The following is a 24,482-nucleotide window of genomic DNA, read 5'->3' as shown; positions in this document are numbered from 1 at the left end:
CGTGTCCGCACCTGAAGCCACCGGCCGCCGCCACCCGGGCCTGGAGGAGCTGCTCACCCGGCCGCTGCTGCAGACCGTGTTCGGCCGGCGCACCCACCGGGTCAGCCGGGGCGCGTGCGTGCCGGCCGGGTCGATGAGCTACAGCTCCCCGCACCGGCCGCGGCCGCTGGACGAGCTGGAGGAGGCGGTGCTGATCGCCCTCACCGGCTCCTCGGGGCTCACCATGCCCGACCGCCCCTTCGAGGACCCGCGCGACCACAAGCCGATCATGGCGAAGCCGAACCTGAACATGACGGGGCGCACCGCCGGCAGCCCGGACAACGCGCAGGCCACCCACTTCTTCATGATCAACGACAGCGGGACCTACTACCTGCGCAAGCTGCCGCCCGCCCCGGGGGCCGCCTTCGACCCGGACACCCTGGTCGAGCGGGCCCGCACGGCCAAGGTACGGGTGCTCGACCACCGGCTGGACGTCGTGGAGGGGATGCGCGACTTCCCCGCCTACCTCGACTCCAACCGGTTCCTGTCCAACCTGCCGGGCACCACCCTGTTCCTGCCGGTGGTCGACCTGTCCCACCAGTACGTCAACGCCCTGATGTACCTGCTCACCCAGCCCGACGGGGCCCGGCCCACCCTCGTCGACGACCGCAACTTCTACCGTCCGGCCGGGGTCCGCAAGTGGATCGACAACGGCTTCCTCAACCCCGAGATCAAGATGCCCCTCGGCGCCCTGGGGCCGATGCGCACCCAGATCGAGGCCGACCTGCTGCTGCAGAACATGATGCTGGTCGCGGACGCGATGGGGCTGGGCGCCTGGATCCACGCCTCGATCAGCCCGCAGATCATGCTCGGCGACCCGAAGTTCTCCCGCGCCTACGGACGGATGCTGGGCTTCGACTTCGTCACCCCGAGGTTCCGTCCCCTCGACGTGGTGCGCTGGCAGGTGCCGCTGCCGAAGTACGCGGCGCTGCGCGCCCACCCGGTGGGGCTGCGGTCCGGCGGCGAACACCTCATCAAGGCCGCCTGCCCGCCCCACTACCCGTCGATGCGCGAGGCCGTCGACTCCGTCGTGCGGTCCAAGTTCGGCGAGAAGGGCGTCTACGCGGACAAGGAACTCTTCGACCGCGTCTACAAGGACGACTACGCGCGGCGCTACCTCGCCGAGGCGAGCGAGTACGACCGGCAGGTCATCGACTGCGCCCGGGACATCTGCGTCTACATCCACGAGACCCACGGCCGGTTCCCCGCGCACACCGACGCCATCCACGTGCCCGGCGTCTGGCTCCAGGCGCACCACGTGGAGTCCGAGTACTACGACCGGTTCTTCCGCAGCGGCCTGACCGACGCGCACCGCCGGCACGCCGCGCACTGGGACGCGTAGGAAACGCAGAGAGCGGGGCGAGGCGATGAGGGTCTACGAGGCCATCGTCAGAGGGCTGGAGGGCATCGGGGTGCGGGCGGCGTTCGGCGGTGCCGGGGAGAACGCGGCCGGCCTGATGCTGGCGCTGAAGCACTCGAAGCTGATCCGGCCCGTCATCACGCGCCACGAGCAGGCCGCGTCGTTCATGGCCTGCGGCTACGCCATGTACACGAACCGGCTCGGCTTCTGCTTCGCGACGGCCGGCCCCGGCGCGTTCAACCTGTTCTCGGGGCTGGCCGTGGCCATGTCGGACTCCTATCCCGTGCTCGCCGTCTCGGGGTACGCGTCGATGGAGTGGCGCGGATGGGGCTCGCTCAACGAGACCTCGGGCCTGAACCGCACACCCGACTCGCAGGCCATGTTCGCCGCGACGACCAAGAAGTCCTTCCTGCTCACCGACGCCGCCGACACCTGCGACGTGCTGGAGGAGGCGGTGAACACGGCCTTCGAGGGCAGGCCCGGGCCGGTGCACATCCACGTGCCCGAGAACCTCACCCACCGGGGCGTCGAGGTACGAGGCTTCCGGCCGGTCCGGCTGGACGTGGCGCCGGTGCTGCCCGATCCGGCGCGGGTCGAGGAGATCGCGGACGTACTGGCGGACGCCCTCGCGCGGGGCCGGCGGGTCGTCGCGCTCGTCGGCTTCGGCGCGGTGCGCAGCGGGGCGGGGCCCGAGGTCAAGCGGCTGATCGAGCGCTTCCGGATCCCGCTGCTCACCACCCTGGACGGCAAGGGCATCGTCTCCGAGGGGCACCCGCTGTCGGTCGGCGTCTTCGCGGACAGCGGCCACTCCAGCGCGTGGAAGGCCTTCCGGGAGGCGGACGTGGTGCTGTGCGTCGGGAACTCCCTCAACCAGCACGCGACGTTCAACTACCGCCCGGACCTCTTCGAGGGCAAGGTGCTCATCCACGTGAACATCTCCGAGGGAGAGTTCCACAAGGCCTACCCGCCCGACCACGCGCTGCTGTCCGACGCGCGCCCGGCGGTCGCCGCGCTGACCGAGGCACTGGAGCGGCGGGTGGGCGAGGTTCCGCCGGTGGAGGTCGAGGGCCGGGACTACGAGGCCCGGCACATCACGCACCTGACGGGCGGGATCCACCCGGGGCAGCTCGCGCAGTCGATCGGCCGGATGCTGCCGCCGCGCGGGGTGCTGCTCGCCGACGCGGGGGCCCATCTGGCGTGGCTGGGGTACTACGTGGAGCTGGAGGAGGGACAGAACTTCCGCAAGGCCGGCTCCTTCGGGCCGATGGCCGGGCACGTCAACGGGGCCATCGGGCTGAAGGTCGCCCACCCGGACCGGACGGTGGTGGTGGGCTGCGGCGACGGCTGCTACTCGCTGTCCGGCTTCGAGCTGATGACGGCCGTGGAGAACGAGATCCCGGTCATCTGGGTCGTCTTCAACGACTCGCAGTTCAAGCTGATCAAGCTCTTCCAGCTGGCCACCTACGGGGAGTCGGCCCTGGTCGAGTTCCGCAACCCGGACTTCGCGGCGTACGCGCGCGCCTGCGGGGCGGAGGGTCACCGGGTGGAGACCCTGTCCGAGTTCGAGGAGGCCTTCCGCTCGGCCCTGGCCTCGGGCCGGCCCGCGCTGATCGACGCCCGGATCACCCGGTGGGCGGTGCCGCACTACAGCCCGTCGCCGAACGGGGTGATCGCGGGGCTGGTGGAGACGGTGGAGGAGCGGCTGCGGGGGCTGGTGGACTGAGCGGCCGGGCCTACTTCGGCCGGGAGTCGCCGCCGGCCAGGCTGCGCCACACGCCGACGACGACGGCCAGCTGGGCGGCGAGGTAGGCGATCTGGGTGGACAGTCCGCGCATCTGGTAGACCGACAGGAGCAGCCCGACGCTGCTGGGCCAGAACTTCCTCTCCTCGCTGAACGTCGCCATGTCCATCCAGATGCTGGTGAGCGTCAGGACCAGGAGCATGAGCGCGACGTGCAGGAAGACGTACCCGAGTTCGGTGTCGGTGATCTGGGCGATCAGCGCTCCGACGCAGATGGGGATGGCGTACGCGGCGGTCAGGCTCAGGGCGCGCACCGGACTCCGGCGCCCCGGCAGCAGACGCCACAGGGCCCCCAGGACGAGGCCCGCGCCGGCCCATGCGACCTGCCACGCGCCGAACTTCGCCGCGATCTCCATCAGCCCGTTGGGACTCTGGAACGTGGACATCCGGATGTGGGCGTCCCTCAGATAGGCCATCCAGACCAGGGCGGCACTGGCGGGGAGTCCGAAGCAGAAGGCCAGCCGCGCGGCGTGCCGGGCGTTGTCCCACCAGTCCTGGCCGGGCCCCCAGCTGAGGGCGGCGTCCAGTACCGAGATCTGGGCCGGCGGATGGCCCTTGCCCCAGCCGTCGAACAGCCATTGGTGCAGACCGTCCAGTTTCGCCTCCAACTCCTCGCGTTTCATCCCACCTTCCCCCCGGCCACGGTCCAGGGAGTAGATCTGGTGGTGCAGGTTGCGGAATTCGTGGGCCTTCGCGAGCAACTGGTTCCGGCGCCGCCTCGAACCCAGTCTGCGCGTGCAGAACTGTTCTCCCGTCCGTCCCAGCACGGAAGCCCGCCGGCCCACCGCCACCAGGGCGTGCAGGGAGGCGATCATCATCAGGATCCAGAGGCCGAACAGCGCGTTGGAGCCGGCGAACTCGACCTGGCGCAGCCCCACCGTCAGGGCGAAGATCACGACCGTCAGGAAGAGGTCGACACCGGCCGGTCCGAGCGAGATCCCCCGCTGCACGTCATCGGACCGGGCCCGCCTTGCCTTGACGCGCAGGTGCAGCAGCGCGACGAGCGCGATGCCCGCCAGCAGCCAGGCGTAGGCGTAGACCCAGGCGAGCCCGATGTAGGCGAACTCCCGCATGAACCGGAGCCGCGCTTGGGCGCGTTCGGTCCCGGACGGATCGACGAGCCAGTAGGCCCGCCGCCACTGGCGCTCGCGAGTCCACCAGTTGGAGGCGAAGAGGGCCACCACGGCCACCGCCAGCAGGCTCCCCGCCACGGCCGTGCAGCGAGCCGGAGCCCTGCCCCAGGCGGCGTTCCAGGACCGCGGGACCAACTCCCCCTCCCGCGCGAAACGCCACGCCCACGCCGCCATCGCGGCCAGCCACAGCCACAGCGTCGCCAGCGACAGCAGCGCGTACCCGACGAGCTGGGGAGTGCCGGCCCTGGACGATCGCAGGCCCACGACCAGCAGCAGGCAGAACAGCGCCGTGATCGACGCGGTGACGGTCACGACACAGACCTGACGGCGTTCGCCGCCCTCGCCCCCGGGGCTCCGGTCGGCTCCGGGCTGCCGCGCCGCGGGGAACGGCCCGATGTGACACCACGGCTGGGCCACGAGCACCAGGACCAGGCCCAGTGCGATGGTGACGACGGAGGACCAGGACGTACGGAGCATGGCCGGGTACGTCATCGCCAGGTGCAGCGCCACGGCCACCGCGGCGCTCAGCGCGACCCAGAGCACGACCACCCGCGCGAGGACGCTCCGTCCCCGCGGTCCGGACAAGGGGGAGGGTTCCTCCCGCGCGGCGTGGTGGACGGCCAGCACGATCAGCGCCCAGGTGAACACCCACCAGGAGGCGACGCCCGCCCATCCCAGCGACCCCCACCTCTCCCCCACGTTGAAGGAGCGCTGCCAGGGCGGATCCAGGAAGACCTGCACCCTGATGGGTTTGGGGGGATCGATCCAGACCAGCCGGTCCGAATCGGCGGAGGCCACCTTGGGAGCGATGTCGTGGGCGTCGAGACCGTTCAACTTCACCTCGACCTGACCCCACTTGCTGTGGTCCAGTGCCCTGGGCGGCACGAGGCGAACGGTCCATTCCGTACCGGCCGCATCGACGCCGATGATCCAGGGGCCGAGGTGGAATCCTCGATTCTGTTCGATCCAGGCGGTCGCTTCGTAGTCCACGGTGACCACGTCGCCCCGCACCGTCACCCGCGGCTCCCGGTAGCGCCACTCGCGGTTGCGCGCTTGGTCGTGGTCGTCACGCAGCAGGCAGCGCATGACCGTCTGGTATTCGTCCGATCTCTCACTGCTCGCCAGGAACAGCGCGGGGGGCCATTGGTCCGCCGAGACACTGACGGTCAGGTTCGAGGTCACCTGGGCGTAGATGCGGTCGTGGTAGTCGAAGTCGATACTGGCGGAGACGTTGCGGGCCTTCAGCCGCTCCCTGTCGCAGGGGTCGGCGACCGCACCGTGCGCCCGCGCCGCTCCTCCCCCGCCCATTAGCACAGCCGTCAACAATAGAAGAAGCAACCACCACCGGGTTTTCACGATCGCGCCCCGTCCGCACCGCCTCGTCCAGCACCCCGTCCTCGGAGCCTTAACACGCGGGCACGACCGCCCGCACGGGACGCGCGGCCGCAGGTCCCGGCACTCACCCCGTCGGCCGCCGCCAACGGGATTGCACGGGACCGGCCGGCGTTCGATGATGGCAACGGGGACCGCCGACACCCCACGGGACATGTCATGACCCATTCCAAGGAATCCACCATCGCCCGGAAGCCGCTCCCCCGCTTCGAGGAAGCCGAAGGGCTGGGGCCCTCCGACGCGGCTTTCGTACAGGACCTCGTCGACGTGCTCGAGAAGCACGGCAACCTGGACCGCTTCGGCCTGTGCCTGCTGCACGACCACTTCCCGCTCGCCGCGGACGAGATCATCGTGGAAACGAACGACTCCGCGGCGCGCACCCTGCACGCCCATGTGGAGAAGACGGACCGGACCCGGCACGTCAAGCCCTCCCAGTGGCGGTTTGCGCCCCACGGCACGGCCGGCGCGCAGGGCCCCTACCAGGTCGTCATGCTGTGCGACCCGCTCGACCTGTGCCCCGGCCGCGAAGGCCGCAACGGTTGACCGATGCCGCCGACCGGACGGCCCTCGCGGGCCGTCCGGTCGACTCTTGCCCGCGGCGGGTCACGCCGGACCACGCCGGACCGCGCGTACACCACGCCGACCGGCGGACCGCGGCAAGATAGCAGCCCTCCGAGCCCTGCCCCGGATGTTTGTCCGATGGTGATGGTCCTTCCGCGACGGCCCCGGACGGGGCACTAGCGTCCCGTGGCACCCCAGGAGTGCGGGTGCGCACCGCAGGGCGCCTGCCGTCGCTGCCGCCCCGCTCCTCCTGACGGCCCACGGAGCGAGGAGGCACTGTGCTGTCATTGCGACGGCGATCCGTCAGCGGCTTGTCGGTGGCCACGAGATACACGATCGGGAGCGGTCTGGTCATCACCGCCCTGGCCGTCACGCTCATCGCGCTGCTGATCCCCGTGTCGAAGTTCGGCGACCGGGCGTCGGCCGCCGCCGCGTCGGGAACGGCCGCCAAGCCGGGGATCGAGGACGACGGCGCCGGGACCATGAGCACGGCGTACGGGCCGCTGTCCGCCGCCGACCGGGACTTCGTCCGCAAGGTACGGCTGGCCGGGCTCTGGGAGCTGCCGGCGGGACGGCAGGCGCAGCAGCGCGGGACCCGTCCCTCGGTGCGCACCGCCGGGATGCACCTGGTGGAGGGGCACACCGAGCTGGACCGGCAGGTGCTCCAGGTCGGCCAGGCCCTCGGCATGGACCTGCCCGACAAGCCGAGCGCCCAGCAGCAGGACTGGCTGAACCAGCTGACGAACGCCTCCAACGCCGAGTACGAGCGGCTGTTCATCCAGCTGCTGCGGCGCGCGCACGGCAAGGTGTTCGCGCTGCTGGCGCAGATCCGTGCGCAGACCCGCAACTCGATGGTGCGGTCCCTGGCGACCTCGGCCAACGCCACCGTGCTGGACCACATCACGGTCCTGGAGGAGAGCGGGCTGGTCGACTTCGACTCCGTCTCCGACACGGGCCCGGCGCCCGCCTCCCCCACCCCGGTCCACCACCAGGGGGCCGCGCCCCCTCAGATGTCCGACCGACGATACGAAGTGAAGTGATCGCATGAGTCACAAGGGCCACAGGCGCCCCCGGTTCAAGCTCCTCGCGGTGGTCTCCGCCCTGGTGCTGGGCGGCGGCGGGGTCGCCGTCGTCGCCGGCAACGCGAGTGCCGGGCAGGACGGCCGTACGGGACAGGTGACGGCCACCATCGACTGCCCGGACGTGGGCGACCGGCTGACCTCGGTCCCCGACCAGGCCAGGGGCGAGGTCGACGAGAACCTCGCCCAGCTGGACGTCCAGGTGGCCGACGCCTACCGGCAGCTCGCCTCCGGGCAGGTGCGGGGCACGTCGCAGAAGGACGCCCTCCTCGGCCGGCTGCGGGACCAGCGCGCGACGACGATCAGCAAGGTGTCCGACGCGATAGGCCGCTCCTCCGGGCGCCCGGAGGGTCTGGACAAGCTCAGCGGCTGCGAGATGAAGGAGGCCCCGGCGGCGCAGGACGAGGCGGCGCCCGACGCCGCGGCGGCCGCGGCCTCGGGTCCGGACGCCGCCGCCCGGAGCATCGGGCAGAAGAGCGGGCCGGCCAGGAGCGACTTCGTCGACATCACCAAGGTCAAGCCGAACGTACGCACCCCCGCGCCCTCGGGGGGCGCGTCCAAGGGGTCCTTCAGCTCCGAGTGCGGCCGCAACGAGAACGGCCACTTCAACCCCGACAACGTCATCGTCGCGCCGGGCGTCTCCAACGGCGCGCACCACATGCACGACTACGTGGGCAACAAGACCACCGACGCCTTCTCCACCAACAACAGCCTCGCCAACTCCGGTACCACCTGCGGCAACGGCGACCAGTCCACGTACTACTGGCCGGTGCTGCGGCTGCGCGACGGCCGGGCGGAGAAGGACGCCAAGGCGCCGGGCGGCGGCCAGGACGCCAACGTGGGCACGATCCTGAAGCCCAAGCAGGTGACGATCAGCTTCAAGGGCAGTCCCGTGAGTCAGGTCAAGGCGATGCCCCGGTTCCTGCGCATCATCACGGGTGACGCCAAGGCCTTCAGCAACGGCACGGCCAACGCCAACGCCTCCTGGAGCTGCACCGGCTTCGAGGACCGCCAGCTGAAGGACAAGTACCCGGTGTGCCCGAAGGGCAGTGACGTGGTGCGCACCTTCACCTTCCAGAGCTGCTGGGACGGCCGCAACACCGACAGCGCCAACCACCGCACCCACGTGGACTTCGCGGACAAGAACGGCCGCTGCAAGAAGGGCTTCACGGCCGTTCCGCAACTGGTGCAGCGGATCACGTACGGGGTCGCGCCGGGGTCGCGGATCGCGGTGGACAGCTTCCCCGAGCAGCTGCACAAGCCGGTGACCGACCACGGCGACTTCATCAACGTCATGTCGGACGGGCTGATGGCCAGGGCCGTGGGCTGCATCAACGGCGGGCGCACCTGCCGCTGACGGGACGGACGGGGCGGTGGCCCGGAGCCTGAGGGCTCCGGGCCACCGCCTTCGTGTGCCCGCCGGGACGGCGGGCGTGCGGCTCACAGGCCGTTGACGCGGGCCATCCGTCCGACGACCAGGGGGGTGAAGTCGGCGGTGACCACCCGTCCGTTCCTCCGGCCGGTACGCGAGTTCTGGCGCCGGACCTGGGCCATCAGCCGGCGGCTGCGCAGGGCCATCTCCAGTTCGAAGCGGGTCCGGGGGTCGCGCAGACCGGGCCCGAAGAGCTTCTCCAGCTGGCGCATCCGGTAGCGCACGGTCTGCGGGTGCACGCTCAGGGCTTTGGCCGCCTCCGGGGCGCCGCCGCCCTCCAGCCAGGCGAGCAGGGTGACCTCCAGCCGTTCGCTCTGGCGGGGCGTGAGGTCGGCGAGGGGCTTGAGCCAGCGGGCCGCCAGGGCGTGGGCGAGGGGTTCGTCCTGGAGCAGCAGGAGGGTCGAGAGGTGGTCGTCGACGAAGACGGCCCGGGTGTCCAGGCCGCCTCGGTGGGGGGTCAGGGTCAGCAGGCGCAGCGCCCAGCGCAGCGAGGAGGCCGTGTCCCGGGGGGCGACGGCGTGGCCGACGGCGGCCAGCCGGCCGCGGAGGGGGGCTTCGAGGGCGGCGCGGGCGTCGGGGTCGGGGTCGGGGAGCAGCAGGCAGGGCCGGCCGGCGAACATGCCGGCGAGGGCGTCGTCGAGGACGGCCGCCAGCTGCTGCGTCTCGCCGGGGGTGGCGAGGGCGACGGCCCGCACGGCGGGCGGGAGGGGCCAGTGGGCGGCCTCGGCGAGTTCGGCGAGGGAGTTCTCGCACGCGGTCCGGTCGTCGGTGAGGGCCCTGAAGAGCTCCTGCCTGGCCCGGTCCGGCGGGGCGGCGGGCAGCTGCCGGAGCGGGTGGCCCGGGGCGTGGCCGGCGTCGGGGCGCTCGTGCCCGTGCTCGCGCGCGGGTTCGCGGACGTGTTCCCGTACGACTCCGCGCGGCTCCTCCACCCGGCCGTCGTGGCGGTCGTCGGGATCCGGGGCGGGGTCCGGGGCGGGGTCCGGGCCGGGGTCCGCGCACTGCGGGTCGCGGCGGCCGTCGCCGCGGTCTCCGTCGCGGTGTTCGTCGCGGTCTTCGTCGCGTTCGTCGTGGTATCCGAGGGCGGAGAGGAGGGCCTCTTCCACCCTCAGCCGGAGCAGATCGTCATCGATGGCATCGTTGTCATCGACAAGGGCGGAAAATTCCGGAATTCCATGCAGAAGCTCCTCCACTATCTCCGCGGCGAGCGCGGGGAGTTCCCTGCGCAGGACGCGGGTCCACTCTCCGCGGGGGCGGGACCAGATGCGGTTCAGAAGTTCGCACATCGTTTCCTCGTTCTTGCCGGGGTGAGGCCTGTCCGGTGCAGGGGTGACAGGCCCGCCAGGGTGCCGGACTCGCCAACAACCCTGTCTGTCAAGAGAGTTGCAGCCACCGCATCCCCTTCTGGAGGGTTCCGGCCACTTTCGGTCCCACGGGTTTGCCTTGTTTTTGCGGCCGGGGACGCATGGATGGCCGACGAGGCGGTGGCCTGTCGCAACCTCCACTGGAGGGGAATCTTCCGGGGTTGTTCGATGCGCTGTAGACGCGGTGCGAGAAATTATCACGTTTCGATAAATCCTGTGGAGATGCTGCGTAGCTCCACGATGCTGCTGCACTCCGGCCCCCGAGCCCCTCGGCCGGCGCGGGAATTCGCAGCGCTGCCGGCCGTCACCGTCCCCCAACCCCCGGGAGCCGAGCGCGAGGTGGACCGCTCGGAGCCCGGGTGCTCAGGAGAACCGCATGCCCCTGCCCCAGCCGCACATACCCCGCTCCCACAGGGCACGACGCAGGAGTCGCCACGCGGCCGAGGCCGCCGCGGCTCCGGCCGCCGGGCGGCGGGCCGTCCGGCGGCCCTCGCTGCTGCCCTCGGCGGGAAGACTGCGACCCAGTGCGCTGTGCGCCGCCGGCGCGGCGCTCGTCTCGCTCCTCGTGGCGGCCCGCGCGGGCGCCCTGACCCGCCTGTGGGAGTTCCTCGACTTCGGCGCGGGCGTGCTGTCGCTCGTCTGCCTGACCTCCACCGTCCTGTGGGGGCTGGTGGCCACCGACCGGGTGCTGCTCGGGTCGGGCCACCGGCTGCTGGCCCAAGGCGTGCACCGGGGCCTCGCCGTGGCGGGGCTGGGCTTCCTCGGCCTGCACATCTGGGTCAAGGTGGCCGGGAAGCAGGCCGACGCCGCTGCCGCCGCCGTGCCGTTCGCGGACAGCGGCCGGCCCGTCGTCATCGGCCTGGGCACCCTGGCCGGATATCTCTTCGTGGCCGTCGCGGTCTCCGGAGCCCTGCGTAGTGTGTTCGCCACCAAGAGCCGCTCCCTGTGGTGGCGGGCCCTGCACATCGGCGCGTACCCGGCGTGGGGCGCGTCGCTGCTGCACGGGCTCAAGGCCGGCCGCGCCGCCGACACCTGGGTGACGGCGGCCTACGGGCTGTGCCTGGCCGGGGTCATCGCCCTGCTCGCCTTCCGGCTCAGGGCCCGCGGGCTGGGCGCCGCCTGGCAGCCGCCCGCCCCGCAGAACACCGGCGCCGGGAGCGCGCCCGTCCAACCCCCGCGCGTACGACCGTTCTTCATCCAGGACGTGCCGCTGGCGGACCTGCTGGTACGGCCCCGCAGGAGCGCGCCCCCCGGGCCCGCCGCGGCGTCGTCGCGGCCCGGCCGCGCGCCCTACGCGGCCGCCGCCGCGGGCCCCGGCGCCGACCGGCGGCCCGGGCCCCTCGGCGACGGGGAGCGGTGGTCGTGAGCGGAGCCGCACGCCCCGGCCTCGGCTGCGTGGGCACCCCCCGGCTGCTCGCCGGGCTCGACCGGGACCCGCGGCTGGACCGCGAGGCCCATCTGGCGGCGCACGGCCCGCTGCCGCGGTACGCCTCCGACGAACTCGTGGACCTGGCCGCCAACATCGACCTGCGGGGCCGCGGCGGAGCCGGTTTCCCCTTCGCCCGGAAGCTGCGTGCCGTCATCGGCTCCGCCCGGGAGCGCGAGGGGCCGACGGCCGTGGTGGTCAACGGCAGTGAGGGGGAGCCGAGTTGCCTCAAGGACAAGGCGCTGCTGCTGCACGCCCCGCACCTGGTGCTCGACGGCGCGCTGCTGGCCGCCGCCGCGGTCGGCGCGGAGGAGGTGGTGGTGGCCGTCACCCGGGCGGACGTGGAGCGCTCGGTACGGGACGCGGTCGCGGAACGGGGGCCGGGCGGCCGCAGGGTGCGCGTGGCCCTGCTGCCCGAGCGCTTCGTGACCGGCGAGGGGACCGCCATGGTCGGCGGGCTGAACGGCGGCGCGGCGCTGCCGTCCGGCCGGCGGGTGCGGACCAGCGAGCGGGGGCTGGGCGGGGTGCCGACGCTGCTGTCGAACACCGAGACCTACGCACAGCTCGCCGTGGCCGCCCGGATGGGCGCCCCCGACTACCGGGCGGCCGGCCTGCCCTCCGAGCCGGGCACCGTGCTGTTGACCGTCGCCGGGCAGACGGTGGTCGAGACCCCGACGGGGACCTCGCTGGCGTACGTCCTCGACCTGTGCGGCACCCGTACCGGGCAGGGCGTACTGGTCGGCGGGTACCACGGCCGCTGGCTGGACCCGGGGGCGGCGCGCTCGGCGGACGTGTCCCGGGGGTCGCTGTCCGCCTTCGGGGCGGTGCTGGGGGCGGGGGCGGTGCTGCCGCTGCCCGAGGACACCTGTCCGGCCGGCGAGGTCGCGCGGGTGACGCGCTGGATGGCGAAGGAGTCGGCCGGGCAGTGCGGGCCCTGCGTACGGGGCCTGCCCGGGCTGGCCGACGTACTGGAGGACGCCGTGCGGGGCGGGGGACGCGGCGCCCTCGACGCGGTGGAGACGCGGCTGAGGGCCGTCCGGGGGCGGGGTGCGTGCAGCCATCCCGACGGCACCTCGCACTTCGTGGCCTCCGCGCTCGCCGCGTTCCCCGAGGAGTTCCGCGACCACGCCCTCGGCAGCGGCTGCGGGCGGCGGATCACGGGAGCCCTGCCGCTGCCGCAGGACGAGAGTCCGCCGGAGCGGCTGGTGGTGGACTGGACCCTGTGCAAGGGGCACGGGCTGTGCGTGGACGTCCTGCCCGACGTGGTGCGGCTCGACGCGGACGGCTTCCCGGCGGAGGCGTCCATGCCGGTGCCGGGCCACCTGCGGCCCAAGGCGCTGCGGGCGGTGCGCCGCTGCCCCGCCCTCGCGCTGCGCATCCAGGAATGAGCGGGCGCACGAGTGCGGGACGCCTGCGAGTTCATTGTTGGCGCGATCTGACAAATTCCCGTGGATATCCGCTCCGGCCGCCGTTCGCCCCGTATCAATGACCGCAGGCAAAGAGCACGACGGCACCGAGTCCCAAGGAGAGATCGTGAAGACAATGCGCCGGGAGATAATCGCCGGGTCGGCGGTCGCGGTATTGCTGCTGACGGCCGGATGCGGTGCCGCCGACAAACCCTCCTCGAAAGCGGACGCGGTCCAGCCGGCGGGTTCCGGGAAGCAGCTCGGCGCATACGGCTCCGACGGGGGTTCGGGATACGGGGCGGGATCCGGATCGGGTTACGGCGAGGGCTCCGGCGCCGGCCCGGCCGGCGGGGGCGGGCAGGGCGGGACGGCCGGGAAGCTCCAGGTGCGGGAGATGGCGAACGTGGGCTCCGGGGTCGCCGACGGCGACGGGTTCACGCTCTACCGCTTCGACAAGGACACCGCGAAGCCGCCCAAGTCCAACTGCGAGGGGGACTGCGCCAAGGCCTGGCCGGTGGTCCCGGCGGACGACGCCTCGGCGGGGGCGGGCGTCGACGCCGCCCTGCTCGGTTCGGTCACCCGGGCCGACGGCAGCAAGCAGCTGACGGTCGGGGGCTGGCCGGTGTACCGCTACGCCAAGGACACCAAGGCGGGCGACGCCCTCGGCGAGGGCGTCGGCGGCACCTGGCACGTCCTGGGACCCGACGGGAAACCGGCCGGCGCCGGAAAGGGAGCGGCGCCGGGAACGGGAACGGGAACGGGAACGGAAATGCAGGGACACGGAATGGAATCGGGAGGAGGGGCGAAAGAGGGGTCGCAGGAAGCGGCCAAGGTCGCGCTTTCGGTACGGAAGGACGCCAGGCTCGGGAACATCGTCCAGAACGCGGAGGGCTGGACCCTCTACCGCTTCGACAAGGACAGTGCCTGGCCGATGAAAATCGGCTGCGTGGATTCCTGCACGGACACCTGGAAGCCCGCCCCGCTCGTCGACAAGACGCAGGTGTCGGGAATCGACCCGAAACTGATCGGCTCGGTGAAAAGGCCGGACGGCACGGAACAGCTGACCATCGACTGCTGGCCGGTCTACACGTTCACCGGTGACAAGGCGCCCGGCGACGTCAACGGGCAGGGCAAGCAGAACCTCTGGTGGGCCGTCACCGACAAGGGGAAGAAGGCGGCCGGCTGAGCCGGCCGGGACACCCATGATCCGTGGTGCCCGGTCCCCCTCCCCTCCCCGCCGGGCACCACACCCCCTTCTCCCGCCGATCCCCTCCAGCGAGGTCGCCATGCCCCCGTCAGACCGCCCGACCCGCCGCCTCCTCGCGGCCCGCGCCGCGCTGTGCGCCGCGCTGCTGGCCGGCGGCTGCGCCACGGAACGGGCCGCGCACCCCGGGGCGGCGGCCCACGCGACCCACGCGGACGCGAGCCCGGCCGGGAGGACCGCCACGGTGGAGGAGCTCGCCTCCGCCCTGGGCTGCACCGCCGAGTCGCTCACCGAGGCCGACGAACTGCGCCAGGGGGCGTGCGCGACCGCACAGGGCGCCTACCGCCTGACCACCTTCGCCGCCCAGGAGGGCCTGCACTCCTGGCTGGCGGAGACCCGGGTGTACGGCGGCGTCTACCTCGTGGGGAACCGCTGGGTGGTCACCGCCCCGTCACCCGAGGCCCTGACCGCACTCCGCGAACGCCTCGGCGGCACGCTGGAGACGGGCGAGGAGCACGGCGGGCACTGACTCCGCGGCGGCTCGCGGGATCCGCCAACATGTGCGGCGCGTCGGCCAGTTGTCCGGAATTTACCTCATTCCCGAGGTGCACGGAGAAGTACGGGAGCCGCCCTGAGGGATGATTCGCCCCACCCTCCGCGTGTTCCAAGGTGGCACGGACCGCCCCTCTCCGAAAGGAACGGCTCTCCGTGCGCATGAAACGCCTCGCGCCCCTGCTCGCCACCGCCGGACTCCTCGCGACCTCCCTCCCCCTGCTCGCCGCCACCCAGGCGGCGGCCGCCCCGGCCCCCTCCGACTACCAGCCGCGGCAGCCCTCCTGGCACCGCTGCGCCACGGACCGGCCTGCCGCGTACGAATGCGCGACGCTCAAGGTGCCGCTCGACTACCAGCGCCCCCGCGGCAGGACCATCGACCTCGCGATATCCCGGATCAAGAGCCCGGACCCGGCCAAGCGGCACGGGGTCATGCTGCTCAACCCCGGCGGACCCGGCGGCTCGGGGCTCGACCTGCCGCTGATGATGGAGGAGTCCATGCCGAAGGAGGTCAGGGAGCGCTACGACCTGATCGGCTTCGACCCGCGCGGCGTCGGGGCCAGCAGCCCGATCAGCTGCGGACTGAACGAGGCGGAGCAGAACTTCGACCGCGCGTACCGCCCCGAGACCTTCCCCGCCGACGTCGCCTGGGCGCGCACCGTCGCGGACAAGTGCCGGGAGAAGGCCGGTTCGGTCCTGCCGTACATCACCACCCGCAACACGGCCCGCGACATGGACTCGATCCGCGCGGCCCTGGGCGAGCGGAAGATCTCCTACGTGGGCTACTCGTACGGGACCTACCTCGGCGCGGTCTACACCCAGATGTTCCCGTCCCGTACCGACCGCTTCGTCCTCGACAGCGGGGTCGACCCGCAGCTGCTCTGGCGCGGGATGATCCAGGTGTGGGCCACGGAGGCCGAGCCGGCGTTCGCCCGGTGGACGCGGTGGACGGCGGAGCGCGACGGCGAGTACCGGCTCGGTGCGACGCCGCAGGCGGTGTCGGCGACGTTCTGGGGCCTGGTGGCCCGCGCCGACCGCGAGCCGATCGAGTTCCAGGGGATGAAGCTGACGGGCGATGACATCCGTTCCGCGCGCGGCCTGTTCTTCTACCCGCAGCAGGCCGGGCCGCTCGTCGCCGCGCTGAAGGCGGCCGCCGAGGGCGCTCCGCAGCCCGCCGGCGCGGCCGTGCCGGACCTGCGGGAGCTGCTGGGCGCCCCGGCGCCGGCCTCCGACAACGGCACGGCCGTGTTCTGGTCCGTGCTGTGCGGGGACACCGGCGCCTGGCCGCGCGATCCCGGCCAGTACGCGCGGGACGCGGCGCGGGACAAGGCCCGCTACCCGCTGTACGGGGACATCGCCTCCAACATCAAGCCCTGCGCCTTCTGGCAGCGGCCCGCCGAGGCGGCCACCCCGATGAAGACCCGGGCGAACGTGCTGACCGTGCAGAACGAGTGGGACTCGCAGACCCCGCTGGTGAGCGGGCAGGGCCTGCACCGGGCCCTGAAGGGCTCGCGGATGGTCCTCGCGATGGGCGGGGAGGGCCACGGCGTGTACCTGGCCGACCCCGCCTCCTGCGCCAACGCGCCGGTCAACTCCTACCTGGCCACGGGCCGGCTGCCCGACCGGGACGTGACCTGCCGGACGGCTCCGGCCCCGGCCCAGCGGCAGGACGTGCTCCCGGCGCCGAAGCCGCTGCCGCTGCCGTCCGGTCCGCGGCGGTTCTGACGCCGCGGGTTCAGCCGAGCAGGGCGTAGACCGTGGAGGCCTTCGCCGCCGGTTCCACAGCCCCCTCGGGGGTCATGGTGACGTCGGCGAAGGCCATGCGCTTGCCCAGCTTGCTGACGCGTACGTCGATCAGTACGTCGGCGGCGACGACCGGACGCTGGAAGCTCGTCGACTGCTGGACGGTGGTCATCGGGCCGTACGCCCCGCGCGCGGCGGAGATCGCGATGACGGTGGCGGTGTCGGCGGCGGCCATCAGGGCCTGGCCGGACAGGCCGCCGCCGTCGCGGGCCAGGGAGTCCGACCAGGGCAGCCGCAGGACGGCGTGCCGCTCGCCGGTCTCCTCGACGGTGAGGCCGAGGGCCAGCACCCAGGGGGCGAAGTTGTCGCCCAGAATCTTGTCCGCGTCTGCCGGTGTCAACGTCACCCGGTGATTGTGGCGGCCCGGAGCGGGCCGCCACAAGCCGCGGATCCCTAGAGGGAGGCCGCCACTTCGGTGCCCTGGCGGATGGCGCGCTTGGCGTCGAGTTCGGCGGCGACGTCGGCGCCGCCGATCAGGTGCGCCTCGATGCCCTCGGCGCGCAGCGCCTCGTACAGGTCGCGGCGCGGTTCCTGGCCGGTGCACAGGACGACCGTGTCGGCGGGCACGAGGTGCGGTTCGCCGCCGACGGTGATGTGCAGGCCCTCGTCGTCGATCCGCTCGTACGTGGCCCCGGCGACGGAGACGACCCCGCGGTGCTTGAGTTCGGCGCGGTGGATCCAGCCGGTGGTGGTGCCGAGGCCGGCGCCGACCTTGGTGGCCTTGCGCTGGAGCAGGGTGACCTGGCGGGGGGCCGCGGGCCGCTCGGGGGCGGTGAGGCCGCCCGGGCCGGCGTACGCGGTGTCGACGCCCCAGTGCCGGAAGTAGACCTCGGGGTCCTGGGAGGCGCCCTCGCCGCTGTCGGTGAGGTACTCGGCGACGTCGAAGCCGATGCCGCCGGCGCCGACGACGGCCACGCGCCGCCCGACGGGGGCGCCGTCGCGCAGTACGTCGAGGTAGCCGACGACGTTCTCCCGGTCCACGCCCTCGATGGCGGGGGTGCGGGGGGTGACGCCGGTGGCGACGACGACCTCGTCGTAGCCGCGCAGGGTGTCCACGTCGGCGCGGGTGTCCAGGCGGACGTCGATGTCGTGTGCGGCGAGCTGGGTGCCGAAGTAGCGGATGGTCTCCTCGAACTCCTCCTTGCCCGGGATGCGGCGGGCCACGTCGAGCTGGCCGCCGATGTGCCCGGAGGCCTCGAAGAGGGTGACGGCGTGGCCGCGTTCGGCGGCGGTGACCGCGCAGGCGAGGCCGGCCGGGCCGGCGCCGACGACGGCGACGCGCTTCTTCGTGCGGGTGGGCGAGAGCACCAGCTCGGTCTCGTGGCAGGCGCGCGGGTTGACCAGGCAGCTGGTGATCTTGCCGCTGAAGGTGTGGTCGAGGCAGGCCTGGTTGCAGCCGATGCAGGTGTTGATGGTCTCGGAGCGCCCGGCGGCGGCCTTGGCCACGAAGTCGGCGTCGGCGAGGAAGGGGCGGGCGAGCGACACCAGGTCGGCGCGGCCGTCGGCGAGGATCTCCTCGGCCTTCTCGGGGGTGTTGATGCGGTTGCTGGTGACCAGCGGCACGCTCACCGCGCCCATCAGCCGCTTGGTGACCCAGGTGTAGGCGCCGCGCGGGACGGAGGTGGCGATGGTGGGGATGCGGGCCTCGTGCCAGCCGATGCCGGTGTTGATGATGGTGGCGCCGGCCGCCTCGATCTCCTTGGCGAGGTGGACGACCTCGTCGAGGGTGGAGCCGCCGGGGACCAGGTCCAGCATGGAGAGCCGGTAGATCAGGATGAAGTCGTCGCCCACGGCGGCGCGGGTGCGCCGGACGATCTCCAGCGGGAAGCGCACGCGGTTCTCGTACGCGCCGCCCCAGTCGTCGGTGCGCCGGTTGGTGGCGGCGGCGATGAACTCGTTGACCAGGTAGCCCTCGGAGCCCATGATCTCGACGCCGTCGTAGCCGGCGAGCCGGGCGAGGCGGGCGGCGCGGACGAAGTCCTCGATGGTGGCCTCGACCTCGTCGCCGGTGAGCTCGTTGGGGACGAAGGGGCTGATGGGGGCCTGGATCGCACTGGGGGCGACGAGGTCCTTGTGGTACGCGTAGCGGCCGAAGTGGAGGATCTGCATGGCGATCTTCCCGCCTTCGGCGTGCACCGCCTCGGTGATCACCCGGTGCTCGGCGGCCTCCTCCTCGGTGGTGAGGCGGGAGCCGCCCTCGAAGGGGCGTCCGGCGTCGTTGGGCGATATGCCGCCGGTGACGATGAGGCCGGCGCCGCCGCGGGCGCGCTCGGCGTAGAAGGCGGCCAGGCGCTCGAAGCCGTGCGCGTGCTCTTCGAGGCCGGTGTGCATCGAGCCCATGATCACGCGGTTCGGCAACGTGGTGAAGCCGAGGTCCAGGGGGCTCAGCAGGTGCGGGTACCGGCTCTGGGAACTCATGAGGGGGCGCCTCCTCGCGCGGGGGTGATGAACCTGTTCTAGCGAGGAGGGCCGGGTTTTGCAACTAAGTGCATAACCGGCTGCGCGCCCCCGGGGCCGGGAATCCCCGGCCCGGGGGCGCGCGGCGCCGGGGGTGTGGCGGAGTTCACGCCGCACCCCGGGCGGGAGCCGTCAGTGGATGACCCGGAAGCTGCGCCAGGGCAGGCTGTGCGGGGCGGTCACGTTCGAGAGCGTCGTGGCCACGTAGATGCCCTCGGCACCCTCGGGCCCTTCGGCCTCGGCCTTGGCGCAGTTCTCCGTCCGGTACAGGACGATGTCCACGAGGGTGTTGTTCTCGACGTGGGTGGCCCCCTTCGGAATCAGGATCTTGTGGCAGCCCTCGACCGGGGTGTTGGAGTAGCTCACCTCGACCGGTGAGTCGTGGCCCCGGAACGTGAGCATGCCCACCGTGCTCCGGCCCAGGTCGGAGCAGGCGGAGGCCGTCAGCAGCAGTGCCGCGACCCCCACGATGGTGCTGATCCGTCGGCTGTGGGACATGGCACGGTCCTCGTCTGTGCGGTGGTGGTCCTCCCCACAGCCTTGCCCGGCGGAGCCCCGGCGGCCTGCGCTGCTCGGCCGACCGGATGAACGCGGCGCGGCCGGCCCTCGTCCGGGCCGGCTCCGGGGTCAGCCGCGCCGCAGGCGGACCGTGAGGATCTGGAACGGGCGCAGGGTGAGGGGGACCCCGCCGTCCGGGGCCGGGGCCCCGACCGCCGAGCCCGGCAGGGGCCGCTCCAGCAGGTCGCTCCCGACCGCCTCCGCGACCGCGAACCCGGGCCTGAGGACGGCCTTCGCGCGGCCGCCGCGGGACTCGTACAGCCGGACGACCACGTCCCCCGAGCGGTCCTCCGCGAGCTTGACCGCCTCCACCACCACCGCGTCGTGGTCGACGGCCAGCAGCGGGGCCACCGGCCCGGCGCCCCGCAGGGTCCGCTCGGGCAGGTTGAACGCGTGCCCCTCGCGCACCGCGTCGCCGATGCCGGCGCCGGGCGCGAGGGAGAAGCGCAGGGTGTGCCGCCCCTGGTCGGTCTCCGGGTCCGGGTAGCGGGGGGCCCGCAGCAGCGAGAGCCGGACGGTGGTGGTCTGGCCGCCGTCCTCCCGGATCCGGCGGGTGACGTCGTGCCCGTACGTGGAGTCGTTGAGCAGCGCCACGCCCCAGCCGGGCTCCTCCGCGTGGATCCAGCGGTGGGCGCAGATCTCGAACTTGGCCGCCTCCCACGAGGTGTTGGTGTGGGTGGCCCGGTACACGTGGCCGAACTGGGTCTCGGAGGCGGTCCGTTCGGCCTTGACGTCGAGGGGGAAGGCCGCCTTGAGGAACTTCTCCGTCTCGTGCCAGTCCACGTCGGTGGTGATGTCCACGGTCTTGGCCCCGGCCCGCAGGGTGAGCGCCTGGGTGACGGCGGAGGAGCCGAAGGAGCGGGTGACCGTGACCGTGCAGGAGTCCGGGCCCGGCCCGGTGACCTCCAGGGAGTCGACGGCGGTGAGGTCGGTGACCCTGTTGCGGTAGAAGGCGTCGACGTCCCAGGCGTCCCACATGTTCGGGAAGTCGGGGTGGATCTGGAGCAGGTTCGCGGCACCGCCGGGGGCGAGCGCCTCGCGGCCCTCCTCCAGGTCGTACGCGGAGACGATCAGGCCCCGCCCGTCGATCTCGACCAGCAGCCGCCCGTTGGCCAGGACGTGTCCGCCGCCGTGCCGCTCCTCCACCGTGACCGGCTGCTCGGCCGGTTGCGGACGGCCCGCGCCGCCGGCCGGGACGCCGCGCCGCTCGTGCGGGGCGCAGTTGAAGACCAGCTCCTCCTCGCCCGCGCCCGCGAGGGCGGTCTGCGCCGCGAGGGTGATCGCGGTCAGCTCCTCGCGCACCCGCTCGTAGGTGGCGCGGGCCTCACGGTGCACCCAGGCGATGGAGGATCCGGGCAGGATGTCGTGGAACTGGTGCAGCAGGACGGTCTTCCAGAGGCGCTCCAGGTCCTCGTACGGGTAGCCGTGGCCCGGTACGCGCACGGCGGCCGTCGCCGCCCACAGCTCGGCCTCGCGCAGCAGGGACTCGCTGCGCCGGTTGCCCTGCTTGGTCCGGGCCTGCGAGGTGTAGGTGCCGCGGTGGAGCTCCAGGTAGAGCTCGCCGGCCCAGACGGGGGCGTCCTCGTACTCGGCGCGGGCCTTCTCGAAGAAGGCGTCGGGCCGCTCGATCTCCACGCGCGGGGAGCCTTCGAGGTCGCGCCGGCGCCTGGCCCGGGCCAGCATCTCGCGGGTGGGGCCGCCCCCGCCGTCGCCCCAGCCGAAGGGCACCAGGGAGCGCGAACCCCGGCCCTTCTCGCGGTAGTTGCGGGCGGCGTGGGCCAGCTGGGCGCCGCCGAGGTCGCTGTTGTAGGTGTCGACGGGCGGGAAGTGCGTGAACACGCGGGACCCGTCGATGCCCTCCCACCAGAAGGTGTGGTGCGGGAAGGTGTTCATCTGGGACCAGCAGATCTTCTGGGTCAGGAACCACTGTGCTCCCGAGAGCCCGACCAGCTGCGGCATCGCCGCGGTGTAGCCGAAGGAGTCGGGCAGCCAGACGCCCCGGGTCTCGACGCCGAACTCGTCCAGGAAGAACTTCTTGCCGTAGAGGAACTGGCGGGCCATGGCCTCGCCGCCGACCATGTTGGTGTCGGACTCCACCCACATGCCGCCGACGGGCACGAACTGCCCGTCGGCGATCTTCTTCTTGACCCGTTCGAAGAGTGCGGGCCGGTGGGTCTTGAGCCAGTCGAACTGCTGGGCCTGCGACATGGCGAAGACGAACTCGGGGTGCTCGTCCATCAGGGCGACCATGTTGGAGGTGGTGCGCGACACCTTGCGCACGGTCTCGCGCAGCGGCCAGAGCCAGGCCGAGTCGATGTGGGAGTGCCCGACCGCGCTGATCCGGTGCGCGGAGGCGTTCGCCGGGGCGGCCAGCACCCCGGCGAGGCGTGCGCGGGCGGCGGCGGCCGTGCCGGCGACGTCGTCGAGGTCGATCTCGTCGAGGGCGCAGTCGACGGCGCGCAGGATCGCGTAGCGCCGTGCGTCGTCCTCGCCGAGCTGGGGCATCAGTTCGGCGAGGACGTCGAGGTCCTGTACGAGTTCCCAGACCTCGGGCTCGAAGACGGTGAGGTCCATCCGGGCCAGCCGGTAGAGCGGCCGGTCCCCGCTGGTCAGCCGGTCGCCCTCGAAGGTGGGGGCGTGCTCGACCAGGACGGGGTTGGAGGCGGCCTCCACGTACCACTCGACCCGCTCGCCGCCCGTCGCGGCGTCGGCGACCCGCACCCAGTCGTTGTACGGGTTGAGGGCCTTGACCTCGCTGCCGTCGGCCCGGTGGACCAGTCCCTCGCACTGGAAGCCGGGCATCATCCGGTCGAAGCCCAGGTCGAGGACGGCCTCGACGGTACGGCCCGCCCAGTCGGCGGGGACTTCGCCGGTGACCTTGAACCAGGTGGTGCCCCAGGCAGGCCCCCAGGCGTCGCCGGCCGCGCAGGGCCCGTACGGGGCGGCCAGCGCCTCGGCGACCGGGACCGGCTCGCCGGGGGCCTCCCAGCGCTCGACGGTGAGGGGGACCGGGCGGGAGTGGACGGCGGGACGGACGCGCTCGGCCAGGACCCGGCGGAGGCGGTGTTCGGTGATGGCGCGGTCGTCGTGCACGAGGCGGCTCCAGGAGGTCGTTCGCGGACGTGGCGTGGCGGGGAACGGGCGTGCGGTCAGGTCTTGACGGCCCCCTCGCCCACGCCTTTGAAGAAGAAACGCTGGAGGAGGAGGAACAGCAGCACCATCGGGACGAGCGCGGTCATCGCGCCCGCCGCGACGATCCGCTGGTCGCTGGTCGTGGTGGCCCCGGCCAGGGTCTTCAGGCCGAGCTGGAGGGTGTAGTGGTCGCTGTCGGTGAGGACCAGCAGGGGCCACAGGAAGTCGTCCCAGGCGCCCATGAAGCTGGTGACGCAGACGACGGCCAGGGCGCCCCGGGCACCGGGGAGGAAGACCCGGGTGAACCGGGTCCACTCCCCCGCGCCGTCCAGGACCGCGGCCTCCTCGATCTCCCGGGGGACGGCGAGGAACGCCGCCCGCATGATCATGACGTTGAGGACGGACACGGCACCGGGCAGCCACACCCCGACGAGGGTGTCGACCAGGCCCATCCCCCGGACCGTGAGGAACATCGAGATCATCACGGATTCGAAGGGGAACATCAGGGTCGCCACGAGGACGGTGAAGACGGCCCGCCGGCCCTTCCAGCCGGCCCGGGACAGGGCGTAGCCTCCCATCGCCGCGAACAGCGCGTTGGAGGCGACCGCGAGGACCGCCACCACCAGGGTGTTGCCCACGTACTGGAGGAGCGGGAAGGACTCGGCGACGCGCAGGTAGTTGTCGAAGGTGGGGTGTGAGGGCAGCAGCCCGTCGTACACGTTCTCGGTGCGGCCGCGGACCGAGGTCAGGAACTGCCAGACGATCGGCCCGAGCATCAGTACGAGCACGAGCGCGAGCACGGCGTAGCGGGCGGCCCGGCCGGCACGGCGGCGCCGGCGGCGGGTGCTGGCGCTCACTCCTCGTCCCCCCTCGACAGGCGGTGGCCCAGCAGGCTGAAGGCCAGGGTCAGCAGGAACAGCAGCAGGGAGATGGCGCAGGCGTAGCCGGTCTCCCCGGCGAAGCCGAGGCCGGCCTGCCGGATGAGGAACGGCAGGGTGCGGGCGCCGCCGCCGGGGCCGCCGCTCTCGCCGCCGAGGATGTAGATCTCGGTGAAGACGCGCAGCGCGGAGACCGCGGAGAGGGTGCCGACGAGCAGCATCATCGGCTTCACCTGGGGGATGGTGATGCTGAAGAAGCGGCGCAGGGGGCCGGCGCCGTCGAGGGCGGCCGCCTCGTGGAGGGAGGCGGGGACGTTCCCGAGGGCGGCCAGGTAGAAGACCATGTAGTAGCCGAGGCCCTTCCACACGGTCACGAGCATGGCGGAGAACAGCAGCAGGGTGCTGTCGGTGAGGAAGGGGACCGGCTCGGAGACCACGCCGAGCGCCTGGAAGACGGTGTTGACCAGTCCGTCGCTGCGCAGCACCCACTGCCAGATCAGGCCGACGACGACGGCCGAGGCGATCACCGGAGTGTAGAAGGCGGAGCGGAAGAGGCCGATGCCGGGGACCTTCGCCTGGACGAGGACCGCGAGTGCCAGCGGCAGCAGGACCAGGCAGGGGACGACGACCAGCAGGTACAGCACGCTGTTGCGGGCGGCGGTCCAGAAGTCGGGATCGGCCAGGGCCCGGCCGTAGTTGTCGAGGCCGACGAAGTGGCCGCCGCTCAGGACGCGGGCGTCGGTGAAGGACAGCACGACGGTGTTGAGGAACGGCCAGAGGCTGAACAGGGCCACCATCAGCAGGCCCGGGGCGAGGAACAGGTACGGGGTCCACCACCTGCGGTGGACCAGTCCCGGGTCGGCCCCCAGGGCGCGTTCCGCCCGGCGCCGGGGCCGCCCGGCGCGGTGG

General features: G+C 72.6%; 18 protein-coding genes. 10 read left to right on the top strand and 8 right to left on the bottom strand.

What is annotated here, in order from left to right:
* The first annotated feature begins 1 nt into the window (after position 1).
* Both D1J60_RS30345 and D1J60_RS30340 read left to right on the top strand, forming a co-directional pair.
* The gene (locus D1J60_RS30345; protein ID WP_125823268.1) at positions 2-1,381 is read left to right on the top strand and encodes a hypothetical protein; all 1,380 of its coding nucleotides are present in this window, start codon (positions 2-4) and stop codon (positions 1,379-1,381) included.
* A 25-nt stretch (positions 1,382-1,406) separates the two neighbouring features.
* Positions 1,407-3,122 (top strand): thiamine pyrophosphate-binding protein, encoded by a 1,716-nt coding sequence (locus D1J60_RS30340; protein ID WP_125823267.1) that lies wholly within the window; start codon positions 1,407-1,409, stop codon positions 3,120-3,122.
* Positions 3,123-3,132: 10 nt separating this feature from the next.
* Here D1J60_RS30340 and D1J60_RS30335 read toward each other — a convergent pair whose 3' ends face one another.
* Positions 3,133-5,646, bottom strand: a complete 2,514-nt coding sequence (locus D1J60_RS30335) for a DUF6185 family protein (protein ID WP_241253623.1) — start codon at positions 5,644-5,646, stop codon at positions 3,133-3,135.
* Between the two features lie 237 nt (positions 5,647-5,883).
* On the opposite strand from D1J60_RS30335, the gene D1J60_RS30330 reads away from it, so the two are divergent.
* From D1J60_RS30330 to D1J60_RS30320, 3 genes are all read left to right on the top strand, one after another.
* Entirely contained in the window at positions 5,884-6,267 is a 384-nt protein-coding gene (locus D1J60_RS30330) for a hypothetical protein (protein ID WP_125823265.1), read from the top strand.
* A gap of 329 nt (positions 6,268-6,596) precedes the next feature.
* The gene (locus tag D1J60_RS30325) at positions 6,597-7,325 is read left to right on the top strand and encodes a DUF4142 domain-containing protein (protein ID WP_241253622.1); all 729 of its coding nucleotides are present in this window, start codon (positions 6,597-6,599) and stop codon (positions 7,323-7,325) included.
* Between the two features lie 4 nt (positions 7,326-7,329).
* Positions 7,330-8,721, top strand: a complete 1,392-nt coding sequence (locus D1J60_RS30320; RefSeq protein WP_125823263.1) for a DUF1996 domain-containing protein — start codon at positions 7,330-7,332, stop codon at positions 8,719-8,721.
* Between the two features lie 83 nt (positions 8,722-8,804).
* Here D1J60_RS30320 and D1J60_RS30315 read toward each other — a convergent pair whose 3' ends face one another.
* Positions 8,805-10,079 carry a PucR family transcriptional regulator gene (locus D1J60_RS30315; RefSeq protein ID WP_125823262.1) on the bottom strand — a complete coding sequence of 425 codons (1,275 nt, stop codon included), beginning with the start codon at positions 10,077-10,079 and terminating at the stop codon, positions 8,805-8,807.
* A 454-nt stretch (positions 10,080-10,533) separates the two neighbouring features.
* Between D1J60_RS30315 and D1J60_RS37740 the strand changes: the two genes are divergently transcribed.
* The 5 genes from D1J60_RS37740 (at position 10,534) to D1J60_RS30290 (ending at position 16,470) form a co-directional block, all read left to right on the top strand.
* The gene (locus tag D1J60_RS37740) at positions 10,534-11,523 is read left to right on the top strand and encodes a hypothetical protein (RefSeq protein WP_206436598.1); all 990 of its coding nucleotides are present in this window, start codon (positions 10,534-10,536) and stop codon (positions 11,521-11,523) included.
* Positions 11,520-12,971 carry an NADH-quinone oxidoreductase subunit NuoF family protein gene (locus D1J60_RS30305; protein ID WP_125823261.1) on the top strand — a complete coding sequence of 484 codons (1,452 nt, stop codon included), beginning with the start codon at positions 11,520-11,522 and terminating at the stop codon, positions 12,969-12,971. Before D1J60_RS37740 ends, D1J60_RS30305 begins: the two co-directional genes overlap by 4 nt.
* Before the next feature lie 154 nt (positions 12,972-13,125).
* Positions 13,126-14,175 carry an SCO0930 family lipoprotein gene (locus tag D1J60_RS30300; protein WP_164721091.1) on the top strand — a complete coding sequence of 350 codons (1,050 nt, stop codon included), beginning with the start codon at positions 13,126-13,128 and terminating at the stop codon, positions 14,173-14,175.
* Between the two features lie 100 nt (positions 14,176-14,275).
* Positions 14,276-14,722, top strand: coding sequence for a hypothetical protein (locus tag D1J60_RS30295; RefSeq protein ID WP_125823260.1), 447 nt, complete (start codon positions 14,276-14,278; stop codon positions 14,720-14,722).
* A gap of 185 nt (positions 14,723-14,907) precedes the next feature.
* Positions 14,908-16,470, top strand: a complete 1,563-nt coding sequence (locus D1J60_RS30290; RefSeq protein ID WP_241253621.1) for an alpha/beta hydrolase — start codon at positions 14,908-14,910, stop codon at positions 16,468-16,470.
* 10 nt (positions 16,471-16,480) lie between these two features.
* On the opposite strand, the gene D1J60_RS30285 is transcribed toward D1J60_RS30290, so the two are convergent.
* From D1J60_RS30285 to D1J60_RS30260, 6 genes are all read right to left on the bottom strand, one after another.
* Positions 16,481-16,894, bottom strand: coding sequence for a PaaI family thioesterase (locus D1J60_RS30285; protein ID WP_125823258.1), 414 nt, complete (start codon positions 16,892-16,894; stop codon positions 16,481-16,483).
* A 47-nt stretch (positions 16,895-16,941) separates the two neighbouring features.
* The gene (locus tag D1J60_RS30280) at positions 16,942-18,966 is read right to left on the bottom strand and encodes an NADPH-dependent 2,4-dienoyl-CoA reductase (RefSeq protein WP_125823257.1); all 2,025 of its coding nucleotides are present in this window, start codon (positions 18,964-18,966) and stop codon (positions 16,942-16,944) included.
* Positions 18,967-19,137: 171 nt separating this feature from the next.
* Positions 19,138-19,503, bottom strand: coding sequence for a hypothetical protein (locus tag D1J60_RS30275; RefSeq protein ID WP_125823256.1), 366 nt, complete (start codon positions 19,501-19,503; stop codon positions 19,138-19,140).
* Between the two features lie 129 nt (positions 19,504-19,632).
* On the bottom strand, positions 19,633-22,656 hold the full coding sequence (locus D1J60_RS30270) for a glycoside hydrolase family 38 C-terminal domain-containing protein (protein WP_125823255.1): 3,024 nt from the start codon (positions 22,654-22,656) through the stop codon (positions 19,633-19,635).
* A 56-nt stretch (positions 22,657-22,712) separates the two neighbouring features.
* On the bottom strand, positions 22,713-23,552 hold the full coding sequence (locus D1J60_RS30265; protein WP_125823254.1) for a carbohydrate ABC transporter permease: 840 nt from the start codon (positions 23,550-23,552) through the stop codon (positions 22,713-22,715).
* Positions 23,549-24,424 (bottom strand): sugar ABC transporter permease, encoded by an 876-nt coding sequence (locus D1J60_RS30260; protein ID WP_125824273.1) that lies wholly within the window; start codon positions 24,422-24,424, stop codon positions 23,549-23,551. Before D1J60_RS30260 ends, D1J60_RS30265 begins: the two co-directional genes overlap by 4 nt.
* Positions 24,425-24,482: the final 58 nt, after the last annotated feature.

The sequence above is a fragment of the Streptomyces sp. W1SF4 genome (assembly GCF_003950035.1).
Classification (GTDB): Bacteria; Actinomycetota; Actinomycetes; order Streptomycetales; family Streptomycetaceae; genus Streptomyces; species Streptomyces racemochromogenes.
Note: the sequence above shows the minus strand (reverse complement) of the source record. Positions and strands in the feature narration are given on the sequence as shown.

Excerpts from the sequence above, each read along its gene's own strand:
- D1J60_RS30315 (WP_125823262.1), bottom strand. The coding sequence starts at position 10,079 with ATGTGCGAACTTCTGAACCGCATCTGGTCCCGCCCCCGCGGAGAGTGG.
- D1J60_RS30300 (WP_164721091.1), top strand. The coding sequence starts at position 13,126 with ATGCGCCGGGAGATAATCGCCGGGTCGGCGGTCGCGGTATTGCTGCTG.
- D1J60_RS30340 (WP_125823267.1), top strand. The coding sequence starts at position 1,407 with ATGAGGGTCTACGAGGCCATCGTCAGAGGGCTGGAGGGCATCGGGGTG.
- D1J60_RS30290 (WP_241253621.1), top strand. The coding sequence starts at position 14,908 with ATGAAACGCCTCGCGCCCCTGCTCGCCACCGCCGGACTCCTCGCGACC.
- D1J60_RS30295 (WP_125823260.1), top strand. The coding sequence starts at position 14,276 with ATGCCCCCGTCAGACCGCCCGACCCGCCGCCTCCTCGCGGCCCGCGCC.
- D1J60_RS30320 (WP_125823263.1), top strand. The coding sequence starts at position 7,330 with ATGAGTCACAAGGGCCACAGGCGCCCCCGGTTCAAGCTCCTCGCGGTG.
- D1J60_RS30280 (WP_125823257.1), bottom strand. The coding sequence starts at position 18,966 with ATGAGTTCCCAGAGCCGGTACCCGCACCTGCTGAGCCCCCTGGACCTC.
- D1J60_RS37740 (WP_206436598.1), top strand. The coding sequence starts at position 10,534 with ATGCCCCTGCCCCAGCCGCACATACCCCGCTCCCACAGGGCACGACGC.
- D1J60_RS30275 (WP_125823256.1), bottom strand. The coding sequence starts at position 19,503 with ATGTCCCACAGCCGACGGATCAGCACCATCGTGGGGGTCGCGGCACTG.
- D1J60_RS30330 (WP_125823265.1), top strand. The coding sequence starts at position 5,884 with ATGACCCATTCCAAGGAATCCACCATCGCCCGGAAGCCGCTCCCCCGC.